The following is a 24,037-nucleotide window of genomic DNA, read 5'->3' as shown; positions in this document are numbered from 1 at the left end:
CTCGCTCGCCGCGGCACCGGACGCCGCGCGCGCGTGGCCGTCGGGTTCGCTGCAGCTCGGCATCCGGCCCGAGAACCTCACGGTCGGCGCGCCGGGCACGGGGCTCGACGGCCGCGTCACGCACGCCGAGCATCTGGGCGACGCGACGATCGTCTATGTCGAGCTCGCGGGCCACGACCGGCCGCTGTCGGTGCGACAGAACCGCGACGCGTACACGGTCGCGGCAGGGCAGCCGGTCGGCGTGCGCTTCGACATGCGGCACGCGCACTTCTTCGACGACGCGGGCCGCGCACTCTGAGCCCGGTTCCCCGGCAGTTCCGCCCGCCGTACCGGCGGGCGGCCGAACGCATGCATAACAACAGAATTTCGATGACGACAGTAAAACTGGTACAGGGCGCAAACGCGATCCTGGGAGAGGGCCCGCTCTGGTGCGAACGCTCGGCGTCGCTCTACTGGATCGACATCAAGCGCACCGCGCTCTATCGCTACACGCCCGGCCACGGGCAGACCGGCTTCTGGCTGTTGCCGGAACTGGCCGGCTGCGTCGCGGGCGTCGACGACGGGCGGCTGCTCGTCGCATTGAAGAGCGGCCTGCACCTGTTCGACCCCGCGCACGGCACGCTCGAACGGCTGGCCGACGCCGCGCATGCGCGGCCGTCGCTGCGCTACAACGACGGCGCGGTCGATGCGCGTGGCCGCTTCTGGGTCGGCACGATGGCCGACGACGGCGACGGCCCCGGCGATCTGCATTGCTTCGAGCATGCGCGTGCGTCGCGCGTCGCGGTGGCCGGCTTCGCGTGCGCGAACGGGATGGGCTGGAGCCCGGACGGCACGACGATGTACGTGACGGATTCCGGCCGCCGCACGATCTTCGCGTACGACTTCGACGTCGATGCCGGGCGGTTATCGAATGCGCGGCCGTTCGCGACGTTCGGCGACGCGCGCGGCGTGCCGGACGGGCTCGCGGTCGATGCGGAGGGCGGCGTGTGGTCGGCGATCTGGGACGGCTGGCGGCTGCATCGCTACGCGCCGGACGGCGCGCTCGACCAGGTCGTCGAAATGCCGGTGCAGCGGCCGACCAGCGTCGCGTTCGGCGGCGCCGATCGCGCGACGCTGTTCGTGACGTCCGCATCGGTCAACGTGAGTGCGGACGGGTTGTTGCGCGGGCCGCTCGCGGGCAGCCTGTTCGAGACGCGCCCGGGCGTGGCAGGGCTCGAGCAGCATTGCGTCGCGCGCGCGTGGCTGGGGGACGCGGTCGCGGCCGTGCCGCGTTGATCGAGCGGTAAGCAGTAAGCGGCGAGCGCTCAGCGGCGGCGCGCGTCGCGCGGCCGTACCGTGGATTCGCGCACGACGAGCCGCGCTTCGAGCATCGTATGCGGGGCGGGCGACTTGCCCGCGAGCGCGTCGAGCAGCGTCGTCATCGCGATTTCGCCCGCGCGCTCGGTTTCGGTGTCGATCGACGTCAGCGTGGGCGACGTGAGCTTGCCGAGTTCGAGGTTGTCGAAGCCGCATACGGCGACGTCGTGCGGGATCGCGATACCGAGCCGTTCGGCCTCCTTGATGAAGCCGGCCGCGATCATGTCGTTGTAGCAGATCACCGCATCGGGCGGCTCGGCCGACAGCATCACCGACGCACACACGCGCTCGCCGTCGGCCACCGTCGCACGCGGCACGCTGAAGGTGCACAGCGGCAGCCCGGCACGTGCGAGCACCTGCTCGGCGCCGGCACGGCGTTCGTCGTCGCCGCGCGCGTTCGGCAGGCTGATGTACGCGAAGCGCTGGTACTTCTCCATCAGCAGGTGCTGCGCGAGCATCTCGCCCGCACGGATCGGATCCGAGTACAGCGTGAGCAGGCCGTCGCGCGGTGCGGAACCGACCGCGACCACCGGCTTGCCGAGGCTCGCGGTCCAGCGCAGGTCGTCGTCGGGCATGCTGGTGTTCAGGATCAGCCCGTCGACGCGCCGGCTCAGCTTGGTCAGCGCGGGCCGCTCGCCCTTGCGGTTCTCGTCGGCATCGACGATCAGGACGACGAAGTCGTTGCGTTGCGCGATCCGGTTCACGCCCTTGACCATCGCGGTGAAGTACGGGTTGAGAATGTCCTGGATCACGACGCCGACCGCACCCGTCTGGCCGGTGGCCATCGAGCGCGCGAGCGGGTTCGACTCGTAGCCGAGCTGCTCGATCGCTTCGGCAATGCGGCGCTCGACGTCGGGCGAGAAGCGCTTCGTCTTGTTGATGAACTTCGAGACGGTTCCGATGGAGACGCCTGCGGCGGCGGCGACTTCGTTGATCTTGGCCACGATGAAAGTGAGTGTCAGTGCATTTTGCCGGCGAGCATAGCATGCGCACCGGCGGCGGCGATCGGGCGGCGGCATCGCAGGCGTGCCGCGCGATCGGACTCGGTAGTATCCCTTGGAGGGCCAGAATTTTCTTGAAAAAGCGCAACCGCGCGCCGACAATGAAAACGCTTTCCCATTTCGCGAGCATAGCACGCGTGCCTTCCGCAAGAAACGTAGCGGAAAACGATGCACGACAACCGCCGCGAAATTTTTTTGCTGTCGAGGGAAAGCGCTTTCCCCAATCAAACGAGACGTGAACGAAAAGAAGGAGGAGATCTAGATGCGACAGTATGGGTGGATCGCGGCGCTGGCCCTGGCGGTGCCGGCGGTGGCGCAGGCTCAATCGAGCGTCACCGTGTGGGGGCGTGTGGGCGGCGACGTGCAGTACCTGAGCGGCGTGCAGAACGGCCCGCATTCGACGGGCTCGCGCATTTCGGAAGGCAACGACTGGGGGACGAGCATCCTCGGCATCACCGGCAAGGAGGATCTCGGCGGCGGCAACCAGGCGGTGTTCTGGCTCGAATCGTCGATCAACGCGGCGAACGGCAACTACGGCGGCGGCGTGCTGTTCCAGCGCGGCGCGTGGGTCGGCTTCAAGAACGAGCGCTACGGTTTCCTGCGGCTCGGGCAGGGTTCGTTCATCAACAGCTATATCTGGTCGTACGATCCGCTGCTCGAGGAAAACTATTCGGTCGAGTCGCTCACGTCGTACCGCAACGGCCCGAAGCTGTCGAACGGGATCCGTTATGAATCGCCGAAGTTCGGCGGCTTCTCGTTCGCGCTGCAGGCGAACCTCGGCAACAGCTCGAACGGCTGGCTGCGCGGCTCGACGAACAACGTGGGTGCAACGGGCCTGTCCGACGGCGCGACGGTCGCGTACACGCACGGCGACTTCGAGGTGCGTGCCATCTGGAACGAGATCCGCAACCAGTACGGCCGCGAAGACAACCTGTTCACCGCATCGCAGGAAGCGTTCATCGGCGTGCGCGACCGCTTCGGCCCCGCGCTGGTGCAGATCGGCTATACGCGCTACAGCGCACCCGATACGCCGGCCGGCTTGTCGCGTACCGCGAACTACTACTGGGGCGGCGTGACGTACGACGCGACGCCGTTCCTGCATCTGCAGAGCGCCGTCTATTCGATGAAGATCGACGCGGGCCAATGGACCGCCGACCACAGCGGCGAAGGGCGCTCGACGATCATCGGCCTCGGCGCGATGTACGACCTGTCGAAACGCACGTTCCTGTACGCGACCGCCGCGCACGTGTTCAACAGCGCGGGGGCGAACCTGGGCGTGAACCCGCAGTCGCCGGGGCTCGGCAACGGCAACGGGCTCGGTGCGTCGCCGATGCCGGGGCACGGGCAGACGGGCGTCTATGCGGGTATCGAGACGCTCTTCTGATCCGGGCCTCACGAAGCATCGAGCCGCAACCGTCAAACAGAGGAATCCTATGCAAGATGCAATACCACGGCCCGGCAGCCAAGCGCCGGTGCCACGCCTGATCGCACTCGACTGGGGCACCACGTCGCTGCGCGCATACCTGATGGCGGATGCGCGGACGGTGCTCGACGAGCGGGCCGCACCGAAGGGCGTGATGCAGCTGGGCGGCGCGGGCATCGCGATCGCCGACGCATGCGATGCGGTGTTCGAGGACGTGTGCGGCGGATGGCTCGACGCGTGGCCGGTGCTGCCGGTCGTCGCGGCGGGCATGGTCGGCAGCACGCAGGGCTGGCGTGAGGCGCGGTATGCGGACGTGCCGATCGATGCGGCGCGGCTCGGCGCGTCGCTGCAGACGGTGCGCGCGCGGCGCGGCGTGACCGTGCACATCGTGCCGGGGCTGATCCAGCGCGGCGAACTGGCGAACGTGATGCGCGGCGAGGAGACACAGATCGTCGGTGCGCTGCAGGTGGATGGCGCGGTGCACGGCTCGGCGCCGGTCCGGTGGATCGGGCTGCCGGGCACGCATTCGAAGTGGGTCGCCGTGCGCGGCTCGCGCATCGAACGCTTCCGCACGTTCATGACGGGCGAACTGTACGCGCTGCTGTGCGCGCACAGCCTGCTCGGCCGCACGATGCAGCCGTCGGCCGGGTTCGCGCGCGACGCATTCGAACGCGGCGTACGCGCCGCGCAGGCCGGCCATGCGACGGGGCTGCTCGCGACGATCTTCGGCAGCCGTGCGCGGCTGCTGGCCGGCGATCTGGCGCCCGACGAGCAGGCCGACTACCTGTCCGGCGTGCTGATCGGCCACGAACTCGCGGGGCTGGCCGCAGAGAACGGCGGGCCGGGCGGTGCGGCCCGCGATGACGCGCTGCGACCGATGCTGATCGGCGACGCCGCGCTGTGTGAGCGTTACAAGCATGCGGCATCGCTGTTCGGCTGGCCGCCCGTCGACACGATCGACGGCGCGGCGGCAGCCGGCCTGTGGGTGCTGGCCGAGCGGGCGGGGCTGCTGCCCGCGGCAAGCGAGGAGGGGGCGCCGGTTCGTGTCGACGAACCGGCTGCCGGAATGAGCGGCCGGCGCGAGGATCGACCCGCGGTCGACTCGATGCCGGATCACGAATGCCATATTTCGGGAGACTGACCTTGAAACACTGGAAGATTGTCGCAACGCCGCTGATCGGCGCGCTCGCAGCATGCGGTGGTGGAGAATCGGCGGACGGCGTCGCGGCCGGGCAGCAGCTGGCGGCCGTGCCCGCGGCTGCGGCCGAAAAGGCGACCGCTGAAGTGCCCGGCACGTTGCATGTCGACTGCTCGCTCGGCTCGAACGGAACGGGATCGCCCGCGACGCTGGGCTCCACCGCGAATCCGATCCACGATCTCGCGACGCTGAACCGGATCGTGCTCACGCCCGGCATGCACGTGCGCTTCAAGCGCGGCACGACCTGCGACGGCAGCTTCACGCCCGCACCGGGCAGTACCGGTGCGGCCGGTGCGCCGATCGTCGTCGACGCGTACGGTGACCCGAAGGCGCCGCGCCCCGTCATCGCGGCCGGCTGCACCGACGCGACGGCCGACCCCGACCAGTCGATCACCGAGCAGCACAAGACGCCGAGCGGGTTCAGCGGCTATTACTCGCTGTGCAAGTCGGACAACCCGACCGTGAACCGCGCGGCCATCTCTCTCTTCAACACCCAGTACTGGGAAATCCGCTCGCTCGAGCTGACCAACGATGCGACCACGCCCGGCGGCCGCCTCGGGCTGTATGTGCGGCTCGAGGATTACGGCACGGGCAGCCACTATCACGTCGACGACGTGTACGTGCATCACGTGCGCGGCTATCTGAAGGACGTCGCGAGCAATACGGTCGGTTCGTACAAGACGACCGGCGGGATGCTGTTCGAAGTGACCCGCGACAACGAGGCTGTCGGCACGAAGGAGAAGCGGACCGGTTTCGACGACATCGCGGTCGAGAACAGCGAAATCTACAACGTCGACGCGGTGGCGCTGTCGACCCGGTCCGCGTGGATGTGCCGGGAGGGCGGCGCACCGTGCGGCGACTATCCGCCGTACAAGGGCAACTCGGCCTACCTCACGAATCCGGCCACGCAGGCATCGACCGACTATTTCCCGGTGACGCGCGTCGTGTTCCGCAACAACCTGATCCACAACGTCGGCGGCGACGGCATCATCGTCCGCACGGCAACCGCGCCGCAGGTCGAGGCGAATCACCTGTACGACATCTGGATGCGCGCGCCGGGCAACAGCGCCGGCGCATGGGCGATCAACACGGACGATGCGCTGTTCCGCTACAACGAAGTCAACGGCGTGCGGCTGCAGAACAATATCGAGGCCGGCGACGGGATGGCATTCGACGCCGATCTCGGCACGCGCAACACGCGCGTGGCCGCGAACTTCAGCCACGACAACGACGGCGGGCTGATGCTGTTCTGCGGATGCGGTTCCGACGGGCTGGGCCACGTCGCGCAGGAAACCGGCGCGATCGTCGAGAACAACCTGAGCCTGAACGACAAGCGGCGGATCGTGTCGGCCGCGGGCTCGGCCGATTCCGTCGTGCGCGACAACGTCGTGATTACGCGCACGCCGGGCCTGGTCACGCCGATCGTCGAAAACCTCAGCTACGCGAACGCGTTCCAGGTGACGGGCAACCGCTTCTACAACGCATCGGACAGCGGCGCGATCTTCCGGACGAAGAACGCGCAAGGCAGTTACGCGAACATCGTGTGGAGCGGCAACAACTACTTCGGTTATGCGGCGGATCTCGAATTCACCGGGCCGAACTATCGTCACGGCGCCCAACCCGATACGGTGCTGCCGTTCGCGGGCCAGGACGTGGATGCGGTCGCCGGCGCGTGGTCGCGGGACAGCGGATTCGACAAGCACAAGTACCGCGCGCCGCACGCACGATGACGCAAAGGCCTCAGGCGCGGGGTGGCACCCTGCGTCGGAGGGTCGCAGCCTGAATGCCGGCGCGACTTGATCGCCATCAACATTCGAACCCGTCATCCGCCGATGATGGTGACAAGGCCGCGCGATCAGACGCGCGGCAACTCACCCCAGCGAGGTTCGCATGTACGAGAAGATCATGGTGGCCGTCGACGGCAGCGCTTCGTCGAAACAGGCGCTTGCCGAGGCAGTGAAGGTCGCGCTGGCAGGCGACGCGCACGTCAGCGTCGTGTACGTGGTGGACAAGTCGGTGTTGTTCACGTACGCGGGCCGTTTCGACCCGCACGCGCTGGTCGAGGAAATCCGCGACGACGGGCGCAAGGTGCTGCGCGAAGCGGAGCAGATCATCGCGCTGGCCGGCGCGAAGGGCGAGGCCGAACTCGTCGAGACCGAGAGCATCGGCGAGGACATCGCGGAACGCCTGCAGCGCTACGTGAAGGAAGGCGGGATCGATCTCGCGGTGGTCGGCACGCACGGGCGGCGCGGCATCCGGCGCGTGCTGCTCGGCAGTGTCGCCGAGCGCTTCGTGCGCGGCTCGAAGTGCCCGGTGCTGCTGATCCGCGGCGACGACGACGATGCAGCGGCTGCGGCTGCCGCTGCTTAACGCGGCGGGTGCGCGATGATACGTCGCCAGTACCGGATCGTCGTCGCGGCGATCGCCGTGTTCGTGTCGCTCGCGGGGATGATGGCCGTCGTGTCGGGGCTGCTGTTCGACAACGCGATGGCGCTGCGCGGCGGCGCGGTCGCGCTGGTCGTCGGCGTGGCGGGCTTCGTCGTGATGCTCAATCCAGGCGCGAAAGGCGAGGAGTGACGGAAGCGAGCGTGGCCGGCCTCGTCCGGTGATGGTGCCGGTGCCGGACTAAGCCGGCAGCCGCTTTCCACGCTTCTGCCGACAGCTGTTGCCGCGCCATGCGTCCGCTTGCCCGTCCGCGCGCGTCGCCGGTTACTCGCTTGCCGTACCCGGCGCCTTCGCGCCATCCTGCCCGAGCGGTATCGCCAGCCGCTTCAACGTCTCCGCCAGGTCCGTGTTCTCCGGCTGGACCTTCCGCGCCTGCGCGAACGCATCGCGCGCGGCATCCTCGCGGCCCAGCTTCCACAGCACTTCACCCTTGTGCGTCAGCCCGCTCGCATAGGCTTCGCGCGCACCCTTGTCCCTGTCGTCGTCCTTCGCGAAGATCGCGATCGACCGGTCGAACCACGTCAGCGCGTCGTCGTTGCGACCGAGGCGATACAGTGCCCAGCCCTTGCTGTCGAGCGCATACGCGTCGTTCGGTGACGTCGCCAGGTGCGCATCGATCATCGCCATCGCGCGATCGATCTTCAGGCCCGCATTGACGAGGTCGTAACCGACGCTGTTCAACATGCGATCCGAGAAATGGCCGACCTCGAGCGCGGTGTCGATGCGGCCTTCGTCCCGCTCGGCAATCGCCAGCGCGACCATCTTGGCCGCGATCTGTTCCTGGAGTGCCCGGCCGAGGTGCTGGCCGTCGGCGACCAGGCTGCCGAGATACTGCGTGTAGAGATCGGGCACGCCCGGATTGCCGGCACGGTTGGCGATGTCCGTGGCGGGCCCGGCACACCAGTCGGTGTCCGCGGGCACGCGCAATACCGTGGGGTGCAACCAGAGCTTGCGGTCCACCTGCGATTGCGCGAAGACGGTATAGCCGTTGGCATCGATGTGCCCGCAGGCCAGGTACGCGCCCGTCACGTCGAGTACATACGAGTAACGGCCGTAGGGGCGCCCCGTCTCTTCGTCGATCACGCGAAACGTCCCGCCCATGTCGCCTTCGCCGACGACAGGCTGAAGCGCCCACTCGCTCTCGGGATGACGGGCGGGCAGGCGAATCCGCACCGTGCGTCCGGCGGCATCGGTCGTGCCGAACACGACGCTTTCGCCGCCTTCTTCATAGGGAGGCAGCCCCGCGATCACCTGCCCGGGCAGCAGCAGCCGGTAGCGTGCATTCGGCAGCGGCCGGTGCGTGACGGGGTCGCGCAGCACGAATTGATGCACATAAGCCCCTTTGCCGAACGACGCGGTCGGCGGGACATAGGTGCGTGCGTGGGCAGCGGGCAGGACGGTGCAGCTCAAGGCCGCGGCAGCGAGCGCGGCGAGAAGTCGGGATGGCATGAAATTGCAGTGCTTATTGGTATGGGTTTTATTGGTCGACGGCCGGAAAGGGAAATGCGCTGAACCTGTTGCGCAACCGTCGACCTGCAACCGGCTGCGGCATGCCAATCCCGCTACGGATGGCAGGGATGTTCAGCGCATTTCAATGCGAAATCCGAGCGCCGCTACGCGATGCAGGGAAGCGGCGGACGGATGACGCGCGAATGCAGTGCGCAGCATAGCAGGCCTTGCCGCGCGCTCACGCCCCAGGTGGCGTTTGCTGTTGCGCGCGGATCAACGATATCGTGATTTGTATCAAGTCTTGATATGTCGATCCGCCCGACAATCGATGCGACCACGGTGGAAAGGGCGAAACGAATGCGATCCGATCGACCTTTACATCCGCCATTTCACCTCCTTAAATAATCAGGGTCTGCCAAAAGACCGGAAAAACGAGATCCCCATGAGCCATTTCCTGGATAGATTGCGTTATTTCTCCACCACGAGGCCACGCTTTTCCGACGGACACGGTGCCGTCACGGACGAAGACCGAAAATGGGAAGACGGCTACCGGATGCGCTGGCAGCACGACAAGATCGTCCGCTCGACCCACGGCGTGAATTGCACGGGCTCATGCTCGTGGAAGGTCTATGTGAAAGGTGGGATCGTCACCTGGGAAACCCAGCAGACCGACTATCCGCGCACGCGTCCCGACATGCCGAACCACGAGCCGCGCGGCTGCTCGCGCGGTGCGTCCTACTCCTGGTATCTGTATAGCGCGAACCGCCTCAAGCATCCGATGGTGCGCAGCGCGCTCGTGAAGCTGTGGCGCGAACGCCGCCGCACGCTTGGGCCCGTCGACGCGTGGCGCTCGATCGTCGAAGACGACGAAGCACGCCGTTCGTACCAGAGCCGGCGCGGGCTCGGCGGCTTCGTGCGCGCGAGCTGGGACGAGGTCAACGAGATCGTTGCGGCCGCAAATGTCCACACTGTGAAGCAGCACGGCCCCGATCGCGTGGTCGGCTTCTCGCCGATTCCGGCGATGTCGATGGTGTCGTATGCGGCGGGTTCCCGTTACCTGTCGCTGATCGGTGGCGTGTGCCTGAGCTTCTACGACTGGTATTGCGACCTGCCGCCTGCGTCGCCGCAGACCTGGGGCGAGCAGACCGACGTGCCGGAATCGGCCGACTGGTACAACTCGACGTTCATCATGATGTGGGGCTCCAATGTCCCGCAGACGCGCACGCCGGACGCGCACTTTCTCGTCGAGGCGCGCTATCGCGGCACCAAGGTCGTGTCGGTGTTCCCCGACTACTCGGAAGGCGCGAAATTCGGCGACCTGTGGCTGCACCCGAAGCAGGGCACCGACGCCGCGCTCGCGCTCGCGATGGGGCACGTGATCCTCAAGGAATTCCATCTGGCGGGGAAGAGCGACTACTTCACCGACTATTGCAAGCGTTATACCGACATGCCGTGCCTCGTGCGCCTCGTGCCGCACGGCGACGGTTACGTGCCCGAGCGCCTCGTGCGCGCATCCGACTTCGACGATGCGCTCGACGAAGCCGCGCATCCGGACTGGAAGACCGTGATGATCGACGATGCGACCGGCGAGTTCGTCGTGCCGGTCGGCTCGGTCGGGTTCCGCTGGGGGCAGCAGGACGAAGCCGACAAGGGCAAGTGGAACCTGCGCGGCGAGACGTCGAAGGGCGCGGCACTCGCGCCGCGGCTGTCGTGCACGGCCGCGCACGACGACGTGGTCGACGTGCTGTTCCCGTATTTCGGCAACCAGCCGCACGCGCATTTCAATTCGACGCAGCACACGTCCGAGCTGTCGCGCCGGATCGGCGTGCGGCGCATCGCGACGCGCAACGGCGACCTGCTGGTCGCGACCGTCTACGACCTGTTCGTCGCCAACTACGGGCTCGACCAGGGCCTCGGCGGCCGCGACGTGGCCGCGAGCTACGACGACGACCTGCCGTACACGCCGGCCTGGCAGGAAGCGATCACCGGCGTGAAGCGCGCGGACGTGATCTCGGTCGCACGGCAGTTCGCGGAGAACGCGCACAAGACGCAAGGCAAGTCGATGGTGATCATCGGCGCCGGGATCAACCACTGGTTCCACATGGACATGTCGTACCGCGCGATCATGAACATGCTGATCATGTGCGGCTGCGTCGGCAAGCCGGGCGGCGGCTGGTCGCACTACGTGGGCCAGGAGAAGCTGCGGCCGCAGACAGGCTGGACGGTATTGTCCGGCGCGCTCGACTGGAGCCGCCCGCCGCGCCAGATGAATGCGACGTCGTTCTTCTACGCGCACACCGACCAGTGGCGCTACGACCCGATGGACCCGGCCACGCTGCTGTCGCCGCTCGCGGACAAGTCGAAGTTCCACGGCGCGCCGATCGACTACAACGTGCGCGCGGAACGGATGGGCTGGCTGCCGTCCGCGCCGCAGCTCGCGGTGAATCCGCTGAAGGTCGGCGCGGCGCTCGCCGATCCCGCGCATGCCGGCGAGGCGCTCGCGCAGCAGCTGAAGACGGGCACGCTGAAGTTGGCGAGCGAGGATCCCGATGCGCCGGAGAACTTCCCGCGCAACCTGTTCGTGTGGCGCTCGAACCTGCTCGGTTCGTCGGGCAAGGGGCACGAGTATTTCCTGAAGCATCTGCTCGGCACCACCCACGGCGTGCAGGGCGAGGATCTCGGCGCGACCGGCGGCACGCGCCCCGAGGAAGTGACGTGGCATGACGACGCGCCGCGCGGCAAGCTCGACCTGCTCGTGACGCTCGACTTCCGGATGTCGACGACCTGCATGTACTCGGACGTCGTGCTGCCCACCGCGACGTGGTACGAGAAGGACGACATGAACACGTCCGACATGCACCCGTTCATCCATCCGCTGTCGGCGGCCGTCGATCCCGCGTGGGAATCGAAGAGCGACTGGGAGATCTTCAAGGGGATCGCGAAGCGCTTCTCCGAACTGTGCGACGGGCATCTGGGCGTCGAACGCGACGTGGTGCTCGCCCCGATCGCGCACGACACGCCGGGCGAGCTCGCGCAGCCGTTCGACGTGCAGGACTGGAAGCGCGGCGAATGCGAGCCGGTGCCGGGCCGCACGATGCCGAACGTGACCGTCGTCGAGCGCGACTATCCGAACACCTACGCGCGCTTCACGTCGCTCGGGCCGCTGATGGACAAGCTCGGCAACGGCGGCAAAGGCATCGGCTGGGACACGAAGGACGAAGTGAAGCTGCTCGGCGAGCTCAACTACAAGGTGGCCGACGGCGCGGCGCAAGGGCGGCCGCGTATCGACACGGCGCTCGACGCGGCCGAGGTGATCCTCGCGCTCGCGCCCGAGACCAACGGCGAAGTGGCGGTGAAGGCGTGGCGCGCGCTGTCCGGCATCACGGGCATCGACCATACGCACCTGGCCGCCGCGCGCGCGGACGAGAAGATCCGTTTCCGCGACATCCAGGCGCAGCCGCGCAAGATCATCTCGTCGCCGACATGGAGCGGGATCGAATCCGAGCACGTGTCGTACAACGCCGGCTACGTGAACGTGCACGAGCTGGTGCCATGGCGCACGATGACCGGCCGCCAGCAGCTCTACCAGGATCATGCATGGATGCGCGCGTTCGGCGAATCGCTGTGCGCCTACAAGCCGCCGGTCGATACGGGCAGTTACGCGAACATGGTCGGCACGCGTTCGAACGGCAACCCGGAACGGGTGCTGAACTTCCTGACGCCGCACCAGAAGTGGGGGATCCACAGCACCTACACGGACAACCTGCTGATGCTGACGCTGTCGCGCGGCGGCCCGATCGTGTGGATGTCGGAGGACGACGCGAAGGCGATCGGCGCGGTCGATAACGACTGGATCGAATGTTTCAACTCGAACGGCGCATTGTGCGCGCGGGCCGTGGTCAGCCAGCGGATTCCGTCCGGGATGGTGATGATGTACCACGCGCAGGAGAAGATCGTGAACACGCCGGGCTCCGAGATCACCGGCACGCGCGGCGGCATTCACAACTCGGTCACGCGCATCGCGCTGAAGCCGACCCACATGATCGGCGGTTATGCGCAGCTCGCGTACGGCTTCAACTACTACGGCACGGTCGGCTCGAATCGCGACGAGTTCCTGATCGTGCGCAGGATGAACAAGATCGACTGGCTCGATGGCGAAGAGACCGCGGTCGACCCCACAACGCAAGCCGTACGGGCTACCGGAGAAACGTCATGAAGGTACGCGCACAGATCGCGATGGTGCTGAACCTCGACAAGTGCATCGGCTGCCATACCTGCTCGGTGACCTGCAAGAACGTATGGACGAGCCGCGAAGGGATGGAATACGCGTGGTTCAACAACGTCGAGACGAAACCGGGCATCGGCTACCCGAAGGACTGGGAGAACCAGGACCGCTGGCGCGGCGGCTGGAAACGGCGCGCGGACGGCAAGATCGAGCCGCGTCTCGGCAGCAAGTGGCGGCTGCTCGCGCAGATCTTCGCGAACCCGCACCTGCCCGAGATCGACGATTACTACGAGCCGTTCACGTTCGACTACGCGCATCTGCAGGAAGCCGGCAATACGCGCGCGATGCCGGTCGCGCGGCCGCGCTCGGTGATCAGCGGCCAGCGGCTCGAGAAGATCGAGTGGGGGCCGAACTGGGAGGAGATCCTCGGCGGCGAGTTCGAGAAGCGCGCGAAGGACTACAACTTCGAGAATGTGCAGAAGGAGATCTACGGGCAGTTCGAGAACACTTTCATGATGTACCTGCCGCGCCTGTGCGAGCACTGCCTGAACCCGGCGTGCGTCGCGTCGTGCCCGTCGGGCTCGATCTACAAGCGCGAGGAAGACGGCATCGTGCTGATCGACCAGGACAAGTGCCGCGGCTGGCGCATGTGCGTGTCGGGCTGCCCGTACAAGAAGATCTACTACAACTGGCAAAGCGGCAAGGCCGAGAAGTGCATCTTCTGCTATCCGCGCATCGAGGCCGGCCAGCCGACCGTGTGCTCGGAAACCTGCGTGGGCCGCATCCGCTATCTCGGCGTGCTGCTGTACGACGCCGACCGGATCAGCGAGGCGGCCAGCGCCGAGAACGAGAAGGATCTGTACGAAGCGCAGCTGTCGCTGTTCCTCGACCCGGACGACCCGGCCGTGATCGCGCAGGCCGAGCGTGACGGCGTGCCGGCCGCGTGGATCGATGCCGCGCGCCGTTCGCCGACCTACAAGATGGCGATCGACTGGAAGATCGCGTTCCCGCTGCATCCGGAATACCGGACGCTGCCGATGGTGTGGTACGTGCCGCCGCTGTCGCCGATCAACGCGGCCGCGAACAGCGGCGATCTCGGGATGAATGGCTACCTGCCGGACGTCGAATCGCTGCGCATCCCGCTGCGCTATCTCGCGAACCTGCTGACGGCCGGCGACGAGGCGCCCGTGAAGCTCGCGCTCGAGCGGCTGCTCGCGATGCGCGCGTTCATGCGCGCGCGCCACGTGGATGGCATCGACGCGCGCGGCGTGCTCGACCAGGTCGGGCTGTCGCTCGCGCAGGTCGAGGAGATGTACCGCTATCTCGCGATCGCGAACTACGAGGATCGTTTCGTGATCCCGACCACGCATCGCGAGTATGCGGAGAACGCCTACGACCTTCGCGCATCGTGCGGCTTCTCGTTCGGCAACGGCTGCTCGGATGGCCGTTCGGAGGCCAGCCTGTTCAGCCCGACGAAGGGCAGCAAGACGATTCCGATCCACGAGGCTTCCCGATGATGAGCACCGCACCCGATCCGACCTATGCGGCGCTCGCGGCGCTGCTTGATTATCCCGACGAGGCGCTCGTTGTCGCGCTCGATTCGATCGAAATGCACCTGCGCGAGCACGCGCGCCTGCCGAAAACGGTGCGCGCGGGCCTCGACCGGTTCCTTGCATACGTGCGCGAGCGCGACCTGCTGACGCTGCAGGAGAACTACGTCGGGCTGTTCGACCGTGGCCGCGCGACGTCGCTGTACCTGTTCGAGCATGTACACGGCGAATCGCGCGACCGCGGGCAGGCGATGGTCGACCTGCTGCAGATGTACGAGCGGCACGGGCTGTTTTTGAACCAGGGCGAACTGCCCGACTACCTGCCCGTGTTTCTCGAATACCTGTCGCGGCTGCCGGCGCCCGATGCGCGCAAGCTGCTCGCCGAAACCGGCGAGATCCTGAGCGCGCTGGCCGGCCAGCTCGCGCAGCGTGGCAGCCATTACGGCTTCGTCGTCGGGGCGCTGCTGCCGATGGCCGGGCTCGCGCCGGCCGACGCGCCGGGTGCCACCGACGACGACGTGGCCGCCGAGCGGCCGAGTGCCGCCGACTACCGCGCGCTCGACGCGTCGTATGCGGACGAGGCCGTGCGCTTCGTCGGCGCGGCCACGCCGGCGGAGGAACCGGTGCGCTTCTACGATCAACGGCCTGCGCGGCGCGCGTAAGCGCGCCGGTTCAACAGGGGAAAGCCATGAACGATTACCTGCATCAATTCCTGTTCGGGATCTATCCGTACATCTGTCTCGCGGTGCTGCTGCTGGGCAGCCTGATCCGCTTCGACCGCGAGCAATACACGTGGAAAAGCGATTCGTCGCAGCTGCTGCGCCACGGCATGCTGCGGCTCGGCAGCAACCTGTTCCACTGGGGCGTGCTGGTCGTTGTGCTCGGGCACTTCGGCGGCTTTCTCGCGCCGCACTGGCTCGTGTCGCCGTTTCTTTCCGCATCCGGGCACCAGTTGGTCGCGATGGTGGCCGGCGGCGCGGCAGGCGTAGCCGCGATCATCGGGCTGACGATCCTGATCTGGCGGCGCCTCGGCGACCCGCGTATCCGTAAGAACAGCCGCAAGTCCGACATCCTGATCGTGCTGATGCTGTGGGTGCAGCTCGCGCTCGGGCTCGGCACCGTCGTGCTGTCGACGCGCCACATGGACGGCGCGATGTTCGAGCAGTTGACCGATTACGTGAAGGGCGTCGTCACGTTCCGGCCGGACATCGCGAGCCTGCTCGTCGGCGTGCCGCTGACGTACCGGCTGCATATCCTGCTCGGCTTCACGATCTTCCTCGTGTCGCCGTTCACGCGGATGGTGCACATCTGGAGCGGGATCGCGTCGGTCGCGTACCTGATCCGCCCGTACCAGCTCGTGCGCAAGCGCTGAGGAGGCCGCATGAACGACGTTCTCCACGAAGCACCGGCCGCGTTGCGCATCAACGGCATCGCGATCGATGACGACGCGGTCGCGGCCGAGGCCGCGCATCACGGCGACGCGCCCGATCCGCTCGACGCCGCACGGCGCGCGCTCGCGGTGCGCGAACTGCTGCGGCAGCGCGCGGTGTCGCTCGCGCTGCTCGACGAAGGCGCGCCGCTCGACGACGCGGCCGTCGACGCATTGCTCGACCGCGAACTCACGCACGTGCCCGAACCCGATCGCGCGGATTGCGAGCGCTACTACACGCAGCATCCGGCGCGCTTTCGCCGCAACGACATCGTCTATGCGAGCCACGTGCTGTTCGCGATGACGGACCGCGTGCCGCTTGCGCCGCTGCGGCAGCGCGCGGAAGCCGCGCTCGCCGACGTGGTGGCCGCACCCGACACGTTCGAAGCGCTCGCGCGGGCGTCGTCGAACTGCCCGTCGGCGGAAGTCGGCGGCAGCCTCGGGCAACTGCTGCGCGGCGACACGGTGCCGGAATTCGAGGCCGCGCTGTTCGACACCGACGGGCTCGGCGTGCTGCCGAAACTCGTCAATACGCGCTTCGGCTTTCACATCGTGCGCATCGAGCGCCGCGTGCCGGGCGATGCGGTGCCGTTCGACGAAGCCGCCGCGCAGATCGCCGCGTACCTGTCGGAACGCGTACGGGAGCGGGCAATGCGGCAGTACGTGGCGATTCTCGCGGGCGACGCGCGTGTCGAAGGCGTTGAATTCGACGGCGCGAACGGGCCGCTGGTCCAATGAAACGGGGTTTGGCGTATGGCAACTCAACAACAAGGTAACGTGGTGCCGGCCGGCGGCGCGCCGGCCATCCCGCTGCGCGCGTGGTCGGTGCTGGCCGCGAGCACGCTCGCATTCATGGTGTGCTTCGTCGTGTGGATGATGTTCGGCGTGCTCGGCGTGCAGCTGCGCACCGATCTCGGGCTGAACAGCACGGAGTTCGGGCTGCTCACGTCGACGCCCGTGCTGACCGGCGCGCTGATGCGCTTGCCGCTCGGCACCTGGACCGACCGCTTCGGCGGCCGGATCGTGATGACGGTGCTGCTCGTCGTGTGCGCCGTGCCCGTCTATATCGTCAGCTACGCGACGCAGCTGTGGCAGTTCCTGCTGATCGGGCTGTTTCTCGGTTGCGTCGGCGCATCGTTCGCGGTCGGCACGCCGTATGTCGCGCGTTTCTTCCCGCCGCAGCGGCGCGGGCTCGCGATGGGCGTGTTCGGCGCGGGCACCTGTGGCGCGGCCGTCAACCTGTTCGTCACGCCGCTGCTGCTCGATGCGTACGGCTGGCGCTTCGTGCCGCGCGTCTACGCGGTCGCGCTGCTCGTCACGGCCGCGATCTTCTGGTTCGCGTCGGCGCCGGATCCGGGTGCGGGCAAGCGCGGCGGCTCGTGGCTCGATTCGTTCAAGGTGCTGCGCGATCCGCGCGTGTGGCGGCTCTGCCAGTATTACTCGATCACGTTCGGCGGCTTCACCGCGCTGTCGCTGTGGATTCCGCAGTACCTGAAGAGCGAATACGGGATGTCGCTCGTGATGGCGTCCGCGTTCGCGGCCGGCTTCTCGCTGCCGGGCTCGGTGCTGCGCGCGCTCGGCGGCGCGCTGTCCGACCGCTTCGGCGCGCACGCGGTCACATGGTGGGGGCTGTGGATCGCGTGGATCGCGCTGTTCCTGCTGTCGTATCCGGCGACCGACTTCGTGATCCACACGATCGACGGCACCGCGACGCTGAACGTGTCGATGCCGGTGGCCGGCTTCGTCGCGCTGACCTTCGTGCTCGGCGCGGTGTTCGCGCTCGGGATGGCGTCGACCTTCAAGTACGTCGCCGACGATTTCGCGGACAACATGGGCGTCGTCACGGGCATCGTCGGGCTCGCGGGCGGGCTCGGTGGTTTCCTGCTGCCGATCCTGTTCGGCGTGCTGCTCGACCTGCTGCGCGTGCGCACGACCTGCTTCATGTTCCTGTACGGGATCGTGTGGGTGTCGCTGATCCTGATCTACTTGTCGGAAGTGCGGCGCACGCCGGTCACGGGCTGACGGGTTTCGATCGATGTGATGTGTCTGAGCGCCACGCCGGAGCGATCCGGTGTCGCGCTACGTCGCCCGTCGCGCCAGGAACGCCGCGCGCCACGTATCCGGCCGCGCGCGCTTCTGTCAAACTGGCGGCCATGAAACCGCGCCTCGCTTCACCGCCTTCCCCCGATTCTGCGCCTGCGCCCGCAGGCTTCCCCGACGCCGATGAACTGGCCGCGCTGCGTGCGTGGTATGCGGGCATGACCGTGCGCCAGGCCGTCGCGCGCTACCTGCCCGATCGTCTCGGCGAAGGGCGCTCGGCGCGCGGCGTGATCGGCGTCATCCGCCGCCGTCTCGTGCGCGTCGCGCGGCAGGCTGGCCGGCCCGATCTCGCGGAGCAACTCGGTCATCCTGACGGTGAGCGTTTGCAGGAGGCGAAGGCTGTCGCCGAAGCCATCGGCCTGCTGCGTCATGCGCGCCCGCCGGTCCCGCAGATCAGTGACGACGTCGGTCTGTGGCTGCCCGCGCGCGCGGTCGTCGCGCTGCGTGCGCACGGGATCGCGACGCTGGCCGATCTCACGGTGCGGATTCCGCGCCGGCGCCAGTGGTGGCGTGCGATCACGGGCCTCGGTATGGCCAGTGCGCGGCACATCGAGGCGTTTTTTGCCGCGCATCCGGCGCTGACCGAACGGGCGCGCGCGCTGATCGCGGCGACGCCGCGCGGCAGCATCGTACCGTGGGAGCAACTGAAGCTGCCGCACGAGGTCGACGGCTCGGCCGGCACGTTCCGTGCGCCGCGCGCGACCAGCACGCTCGATGCGGACAACGATTACGCGGCCGTGCACGCGTGGCTGTCGCTGCACGAATCGGCCGCGACACGGCGTGCGTACCGGAAGGAGGCCGAGCGGCTGATCCTGTGGGCGATCGTCGAGCGCGGCCGCGCGCTGTCGTCGCTGACGACCGAGGATGCGGTCGCGTATCGCGCGTTCGTACGGCGCCCGACACCGCACGAGCGCTGGGTCGGGCCCGTGCGGCCGCGCGGTGCGCCCGACTGGCGGCCGTTCTCGGGCGCGCTGTCCGCGCGCTCGGCGGCATACACGCTATCGGTGCTCGGCGCGCTGTTTCGCTGGCTGATCGAGCAGCGCTACCTGCTCGCGAATCCGTTCGCGGGCGTCAAGGTGCGCGACACGCGTGGCGCGAACGCACTCGACACGTCGCATGCGTTCACCGAAGGCGAGTGGCTGCTCGTGCGCACGATCGCCGACGGGCTCGAGTTCAGCAAGGGCACGCCGGCCGCGTCGCAGTCCGGCTGGACGGCGGCCGCCGCGCAACGGCTGCGCTTCATTCTCGATTTCGGCTATGCGACCGGGCTGCGCGCGAGCGAGCTGGTCGGCGCGACGCTTGGCGACATCGAGACCGATGCGCACGGCGACGCGTGGCTGAAGGTGATCGGCAAGGGCAGCAAGGCCGCGCGCGTCGCGCTGCCGCCGCTCGCGCGGACGGGGCTCGACCGTTTTCTGGTCGCACGCCGGTTGCCGGTCACGCCATCGCGCTGGCGGCCCGACACGCCGCTGATCCCGAGCCTCGCGGAGGACGGTGCGGCCGCGATCACGAGCGTGCGGCTGTGGAAGGTGATGCAGCGTTTCTTCGCGCAGACGGCCGATCAAGTCGATGCCGACAATCCCGCGCTCGCGCAGAAGCTGCGGCAGGCGAGCCCGCACTGGATGCGTCATACGCACGCGACGCACGCGTTGGCGCGCGGCGCGGAGTTGACGACCGTGCGCGACAACCTGCGACATGCGTCGATTTCCACGACGTCGATTTATCTGCATGGCGACGACGTGAAGCGGGCGCGGCAGATGTCGAGCGCGTTCGCGGCCGACAAGTAACCGCGTCGTGCCGGTCGGGCAGGGGCTGCCTGCGCGTCGTCAAGTCGTCTGTCGGCCTGCGTCCGGCGGTGCAAGGTGCTGCGCCGCGCGCGCCACGACCGCATGACGATCGGGCCGCACGCGCTCGAACAGCGCGGACACCGACGCGAGAATGTCCGGTGCGGCCTGCTCGGGACGTCCGCAGTCGAACGGCGGCTCGGGCGCGTACTCGATGCCGAGCTGCACGGCTTGCGCGTAGGCCGGGCCGGCGATGTCGGCCATCACCGACAGCGCCATGTCGATGCCGGCGGTGACGCCGCCGCCCGTGACGACCGGGCCGTCACGCACCACGCGGCCGGTGTCGACGATCGCGCCGAACGGCGGCAGCAGGTCGCGCCACGCCCAGTGGCAGGCGGCCCGCCGGCCGTGCAGCAACCCGGCCGCGCCGAGCACCAGCGACCCGCTGCACACGGAGGTAACATAGCGGGCGCTTTGCGCGAGCCGGCGCACCTCGCGAACGAACGCATCGTCGGCGATCGCGTCGATCACGCCGAGCCCGCCCGGCACGCAGACGAGATCGGCGTGTGCGATGTCGGCAAGCCGTTCGACGGCCGCGATGGTCAGGCCGCTGTCCGCGCGAATCGATCCGCCGCGCACGGAGGCCCGGTGAATCCGTGCGCCCGGCAGACGCCAGAACACCTCGTCCGGCCCGGTGAAATCGAGCTGCGTGACATGATCGAACAACGCGAATACGACGATGAACGGCGTGGTGGCCATTACGATCTCCCAAAGACATGAACGGCCTGTAGGATCGGGCCGCGCGCCGTCCGTCGCAATGTCATTTCTCCCGCACTTTCTGCCATGACCCATCGCGTCGCCATGCTCGTGTATCCCGGCTTCCAGTTGCTCGATGCCGCCGGGCCCGTTGCCGCGTTCGAGATGGCCGACTACGCGCGCACGCCGTATTACGCGGTTCGCATCGTCGCGGCGCAGCCGGGGCTGGTGCGGAGTTCGTCGGGCGTGAGCTGGCACGCCGAGCCGTTGCCGGAGGCGGCGGACCTCGATACGTTGCTGGTCGCGGGCGGCGATGGCGTCGATGCCGCGATGGCAGACGACGCGACGTGCGCGTTCGTCCGACGCTGCGCGGCGCGCGGCATCCGCGTCGCGAGTGTCTGTTCGGGCAGCCTGCTGCTGGCCGCGGCCGGCGTGCTGGACGGCCGGCTGGCGACCACGCACTGGGGCTGCGGCGAGCGCTTCGCGCAGGCGTTTCCGCAGGTCCGGCTGGCGCTCGACCGCATCTACGTGAACGACGGGCCGTTCTGGACGAGCGCCGGCATCACGGCCGGCATCGACCTGACGCTCGCGCTGATCGGCGCGGATCGCGGCGAGCGGCTGGCGCGCGCGGTCGCGAAGCGGCTGGTCGTGTACTACCGGCGCCCGGGCGGACAGTCGCAGTTCTCGGCGCTGATCGAACTCGACAGCGCGCAAGGGCGCTTCCAGCCGTTGCTCGACTACATTCGCCGCAATCTCGGTGCGCGCTTGCGCGTGAGCGACCTGGCCGAGCAGGCGTGCATGAGCCCGCGTCAATTCGCGCGGGCGTTCCAGACGGAAACCGGCCTCACGCCGGCCAAGGCCGTCGAGAAACTGCGCGTGGAAGCCGCCCGCGCCGCGCTCGAAAGCGGTGCGGCATCGCTGCAGCGCGTGGCGAACGAGTGCGGGTTCGGCGATACGGAAAACATGCGGCGCAGTTTCCAGCGCTGGCTGGGCATTGCGCCATCGGCGCTGCGTTCATAGACGGGCGCCAGCGCGATCGGCGACGGGGCGCGACGTGTCGCGCCGCTTTCGCCGACCGCTCAATCGCCGGCCGGATCGTCACGCTCCGCCGCTACGCGGGCGAGCCATTCCGCATAACTCGATGCAAAACGTTCACGCCGATCGTCGTCATGCCAGACCCGGATCACTTGCCCGACCGTGCCGCCTTCGGCGGGATCGAGGTCGACGCACAGATGATTGCCGCTGCCGTCGTGCGTGAACGGAATCCACTTGAGGTTGTACCAGTCGTCGCGGATGCCGGCGTCCGGGTCGGACGTCATGTCGTCGAAGTCGCCACCCGATACCAGTTTCTTCCAGATCGACCATTGCGCGGCGATCTCGTGCGCGCTCAGCAAGGCGTCGCTTTCGGCGAAGACGGCTGCCGGATCGGCCTGGCCGTCGTGAAGCCGAAGGCTCTCCAGCAGGTCATCCGGCAGCGTCGTGCCCAGCGTGGCGTGCAATGCGGCGATCGCGTCCGCTGAGGCCGGCCCGTTGAGGCCACCTGGAAGCTGCGTCGGAGCGGCGGCGATCCGGTTTTCGATGTGTTGCCATGACTCGCGAACATCGGGGACGGTTGCGTCAGCAACCAATGTGCCGGTGCCGGTGGCGGCTGCTTGCGGTGTCGGCGGCGGCGGCGCGTCCGCCACCGTCTCCGGAGGCGTTACCTCGCCGCGTCGCGGCGCTTCGTGGCCGGTGCCATCGAGCCGCACGAACAAGACGGGCGTACCGGCAGGCAGCACCGCTTCCCCGGCCGGGATCGCGACGAGCACCTCGGCGTCGGTCACGGCGCGAATCGATTCTTCTCCCTGGCATGGCAGCAGGCTGACCCGCGATTCGCCGCGTTCGGCGCCGTGCCGAATGCCCCAGCGCATCCCGTTGAGTTCGGCGTCCGGTGCGATATCGTGCGCGGTCAGCGCGGTTTCCCAGTGCGGCCCTGGCGATGCGACATGCTCCAGCGAATCGAGCACGTACCGGACGATCGCATGCATCAAGACCGCGACACCGCTCGTATGGCCCGGCAGGTTGACCAGTACCGCCTGATCGTAGCTGACCTTCGCCTCCGTCCGGTAGATGTAGCCGTTCGGCCTCGTAGATTCCACCATCCACTTCTTCGGCGGCGAGCGGTTCTCACTGCGTCCGACGTTGAATACTCCACCGGGCGTCTGCTTGATCCGGATCGTGTCCTTGCTGTTCGGGTATGCCATCTGGCTGCTCAGGCCGCGAATCTGGAATGAATTGCCCGCCGGCAGCCCGGCGCCGACGATCAGGTCGTAGCGCTTGGCCAGTTCGGCCAGCTGTCGCCTGAACGCCTGGTCGTCGCGCCACGCGTCGGCCGACCACGGAACCGCGGACGGCAGTGGCAGATACTCGATGGCAGGCACGTCATAACCCCATTGGCGCAGGATCGCGCGGACATACGGGCCGCACGAATCGTAGCGCTGCCACAATTCGCGCGCATGGCCAGGCGGCACCACCTCGTAGCCGGCGATCACGATGCCGATGCGCGGCCGCTTCGTGACGGCCACCTCGCGCACGCCCGCCGCAATCAGCGCAGCCTGCCGCGCCGGCGTAATCCGCAGCCCCTTCGCGAGCAGGACGTCTCCTTTCCGGTATTCGCTGCCGGCGGCGATCACGTGCTGGCCGGGCGCATATGGCGCGCGAAACCGCAGGTACGCGCCGACGTCTGCGCTGGCCCAGCGATGGGTGGAGGCCGGCGCAACGGTGTCGGCGTGTTCCGGTATCGTCACGTAGGCCGGGATGCTGGCCGCGTGGCCGGACGCGAGCGCGCGTGCGGCCGGGCTGGCCGTTCGCGACGCCAGATAGCCCAGCGAGAGTTCGCAGGTGAGATCGACGGGTTCGCGACGTGTCGCGCGAGCCGTGTCGGATGCGCGCAGCGCATAGCCGTCGCACGCGGCAAGCGGAACGGACGGCACATCGTCCGCAGCGATGACGTCGGCGGCGGTGACGCGCGACACGGCGTCGTCGATCGCGATCGTCTCGCTCAGCATCGCGCCCGGGACGAGTTGGCGGCAATAGTATTCATAGGTCTGCTTGAGCCACGCGGGGAAGGGGGCAGGTACGCTCATCGGGTTCCTTGTGTCGACGCTTCGGGGCGCACGGCGATCCGGTCGGGTGGCCCGTGCCGCTCTCCCGGCACATCGGCGAAGCCAGTTTTTTGTGAAGCGTCATTGGACGATTCATCGAGGCGTAATGTAACTGTCAGGGATGTCAGGGCGCGGCGGGCGTCGAAGGTCCGCCCGTGCCTGAATGCGCGTGCCTTCG

The 24,037-nt window shown here is 68.0% G+C and carries 19 protein-coding genes; 15 read left to right on the top strand and 4 right to left on the bottom strand.

Going from position 1 to position 24,037, the window contains the following annotated elements; all coding sequences use genetic code 11:
• Positions 1 to 298, top strand: a 298-nt coding sequence (locus tag G3N61_RS17170) for a TOBE domain-containing protein (RefSeq protein WP_205823149.1), incomplete at its 5' end; no start/stop codon positions are given.
• Between the two features lie 71 nt (positions 299 to 369).
• Positions 370 to 1,275 carry an SMP-30/gluconolactonase/LRE family protein gene (locus G3N61_RS17165; protein ID WP_051890432.1) on the top strand — a complete coding sequence of 302 codons (906 nt, stop codon included), beginning with the start codon at positions 370 to 372 and terminating at the stop codon, positions 1,273 to 1,275.
• Between the two features lie 29 nt (positions 1,276 to 1,304).
• On the opposite strand, the gene G3N61_RS17160 is transcribed toward G3N61_RS17165, so the two are convergent.
• Positions 1,305 to 2,300 carry a LacI family DNA-binding transcriptional regulator gene (locus G3N61_RS17160; RefSeq protein WP_346778577.1) on the bottom strand — a complete coding sequence of 332 codons (996 nt, stop codon included), beginning with the start codon at positions 2,298 to 2,300 and terminating at the stop codon, positions 1,305 to 1,307.
• A gap of 319 nt (positions 2,301 to 2,619) precedes the next feature.
• Between G3N61_RS17160 and G3N61_RS17155 the strand changes: the two genes are divergently transcribed.
• The 5 genes from G3N61_RS17155 to G3N61_RS17135 all read left to right on the top strand — a co-directional run bounded on the left by G3N61_RS17155 (position 2,620) and on the right by G3N61_RS17135 (position 7,555).
• On the top strand, positions 2,620 to 3,741 hold the full coding sequence (locus tag G3N61_RS17155) for a porin (protein ID WP_205823147.1): 1,122 nt from the start codon (positions 2,620 to 2,622) through the stop codon (positions 3,739 to 3,741).
• A gap of 49 nt (positions 3,742 to 3,790) precedes the next feature.
• Entirely contained in the window at positions 3,791 to 4,921 is a 1,131-nt protein-coding gene (locus tag G3N61_RS17150) for a 2-dehydro-3-deoxygalactonokinase (RefSeq protein ID WP_205823146.1), read from the top strand.
• Positions 4,922 to 4,923: 2 nt separating this feature from the next.
• Positions 4,924 to 6,708: a hypothetical protein gene (locus G3N61_RS17145; protein ID WP_205823145.1), complete on the top strand. Its 1,785-nt coding sequence runs from the start codon at positions 4,924 to 4,926 to the stop codon at positions 6,706 to 6,708.
• Positions 6,709 to 6,868: 160 nt separating this feature from the next.
• A complete protein-coding gene (locus G3N61_RS17140) occupies positions 6,869 to 7,348 on the top strand; it encodes a universal stress protein (protein WP_205823144.1) in 480 nt (159 codons plus the stop codon).
• Between the two features lie 15 nt (positions 7,349 to 7,363).
• Positions 7,364 to 7,555 (top strand): DUF2964 family protein, encoded by a 192-nt coding sequence (locus tag G3N61_RS17135; protein WP_043192097.1) that lies wholly within the window; start codon positions 7,364 to 7,366, stop codon positions 7,553 to 7,555.
• 132 nt (positions 7,556 to 7,687) lie between these two features.
• Here the strand turns inward: G3N61_RS17135 and G3N61_RS17130 are convergent, their stop codons facing one another.
• The gene (locus tag G3N61_RS17130) at positions 7,688 to 8,872 is read right to left on the bottom strand and encodes a tetratricopeptide repeat protein (RefSeq protein WP_205823143.1); all 1,185 of its coding nucleotides are present in this window, start codon (positions 8,870 to 8,872) and stop codon (positions 7,688 to 7,690) included.
• Between the two features lie 442 nt (positions 8,873 to 9,314).
• On the opposite strand from G3N61_RS17130, the gene G3N61_RS17125 reads away from it, so the two are divergent.
• The 7 genes from G3N61_RS17125 to G3N61_RS17095 all read left to right on the top strand — a co-directional run bounded on the left by G3N61_RS17125 (position 9,315) and on the right by G3N61_RS17095 (position 19,963).
• Complete coding sequence (locus tag G3N61_RS17125; RefSeq protein WP_205823142.1) at positions 9,315 to 13,088, top strand: nitrate reductase subunit alpha; 3,774 nt, start codon at positions 9,315 to 9,317, stop codon at positions 13,086 to 13,088.
• Positions 13,085 to 14,614, top strand: a complete 1,530-nt coding sequence (gene narH, locus G3N61_RS17120) for a nitrate reductase subunit beta (protein WP_205823141.1) — start codon at positions 13,085 to 13,087, stop codon at positions 14,612 to 14,614. Before G3N61_RS17125 ends, narH begins: the two co-directional genes overlap by 4 nt.
• Positions 14,614 to 15,309 carry a nitrate reductase molybdenum cofactor assembly chaperone gene (gene narJ, locus G3N61_RS17115; RefSeq protein WP_205823151.1) on the top strand — a complete coding sequence of 232 codons (696 nt, stop codon included), beginning with the start codon at positions 14,614 to 14,616 and terminating at the stop codon, positions 15,307 to 15,309. Before narH ends, narJ begins: the two co-directional genes overlap by 1 nt.
• Before the next feature lie 26 nt (positions 15,310 to 15,335).
• A complete protein-coding gene (narI, locus tag G3N61_RS17110; protein WP_043192090.1) occupies positions 15,336 to 16,019 on the top strand; it encodes a respiratory nitrate reductase subunit gamma in 684 nt (227 codons plus the stop codon).
• A gap of 9 nt (positions 16,020 to 16,028) precedes the next feature.
• Entirely contained in the window at positions 16,029 to 16,814 is a 786-nt protein-coding gene (locus G3N61_RS17105) for a peptidylprolyl isomerase (protein ID WP_205823140.1), read from the top strand.
• 15 nt (positions 16,815 to 16,829) lie between these two features.
• Positions 16,830 to 18,098 (top strand): nitrate/nitrite transporter, encoded by a 1,269-nt coding sequence (locus tag G3N61_RS17100; RefSeq protein WP_205823139.1) that lies wholly within the window; start codon positions 16,830 to 16,832, stop codon positions 18,096 to 18,098.
• A 131-nt stretch (positions 18,099 to 18,229) separates the two neighbouring features.
• Positions 18,230 to 19,963, top strand: a complete 1,734-nt coding sequence (locus G3N61_RS17095) for a site-specific integrase (protein ID WP_205823138.1) — start codon at positions 18,230 to 18,232, stop codon at positions 19,961 to 19,963.
• A gap of 39 nt (positions 19,964 to 20,002) precedes the next feature.
• On the opposite strand, the gene G3N61_RS17090 is transcribed toward G3N61_RS17095, so the two are convergent.
• Entirely contained in the window at positions 20,003 to 20,719 is a 717-nt protein-coding gene (locus G3N61_RS17090; RefSeq protein WP_205823137.1) for a DJ-1/PfpI family protein, read from the bottom strand.
• An 84-nt stretch (positions 20,720 to 20,803) separates the two neighbouring features.
• On the opposite strand from G3N61_RS17090, the gene G3N61_RS17085 reads away from it, so the two are divergent.
• Positions 20,804 to 21,736 (top strand): GlxA family transcriptional regulator, encoded by a 933-nt coding sequence (locus tag G3N61_RS17085; RefSeq protein ID WP_205823136.1) that lies wholly within the window; start codon positions 20,804 to 20,806, stop codon positions 21,734 to 21,736.
• 59 nt (positions 21,737 to 21,795) lie between these two features.
• On the opposite strand, the gene G3N61_RS17080 is transcribed toward G3N61_RS17085, so the two are convergent.
• Positions 21,796 to 23,841, bottom strand: a complete 2,046-nt coding sequence (locus G3N61_RS17080) for an SMI1/KNR4 family protein (protein WP_205823135.1) — start codon at positions 23,839 to 23,841, stop codon at positions 21,796 to 21,798.
• Between the last annotated feature and the right edge of the window lie 196 nt (positions 23,842 to 24,037).

The sequence above is a fragment of the Burkholderia sp. Ac-20349 genome (genome assembly GCF_017104865.1).
Taxonomy (GTDB): Bacteria; Pseudomonadota; Gammaproteobacteria; order Burkholderiales; family Burkholderiaceae; genus Burkholderia; species Burkholderia aenigmatica.
Note: the sequence above shows the minus strand (reverse complement) of the source record. Positions and strands in the feature narration are given on the sequence as shown.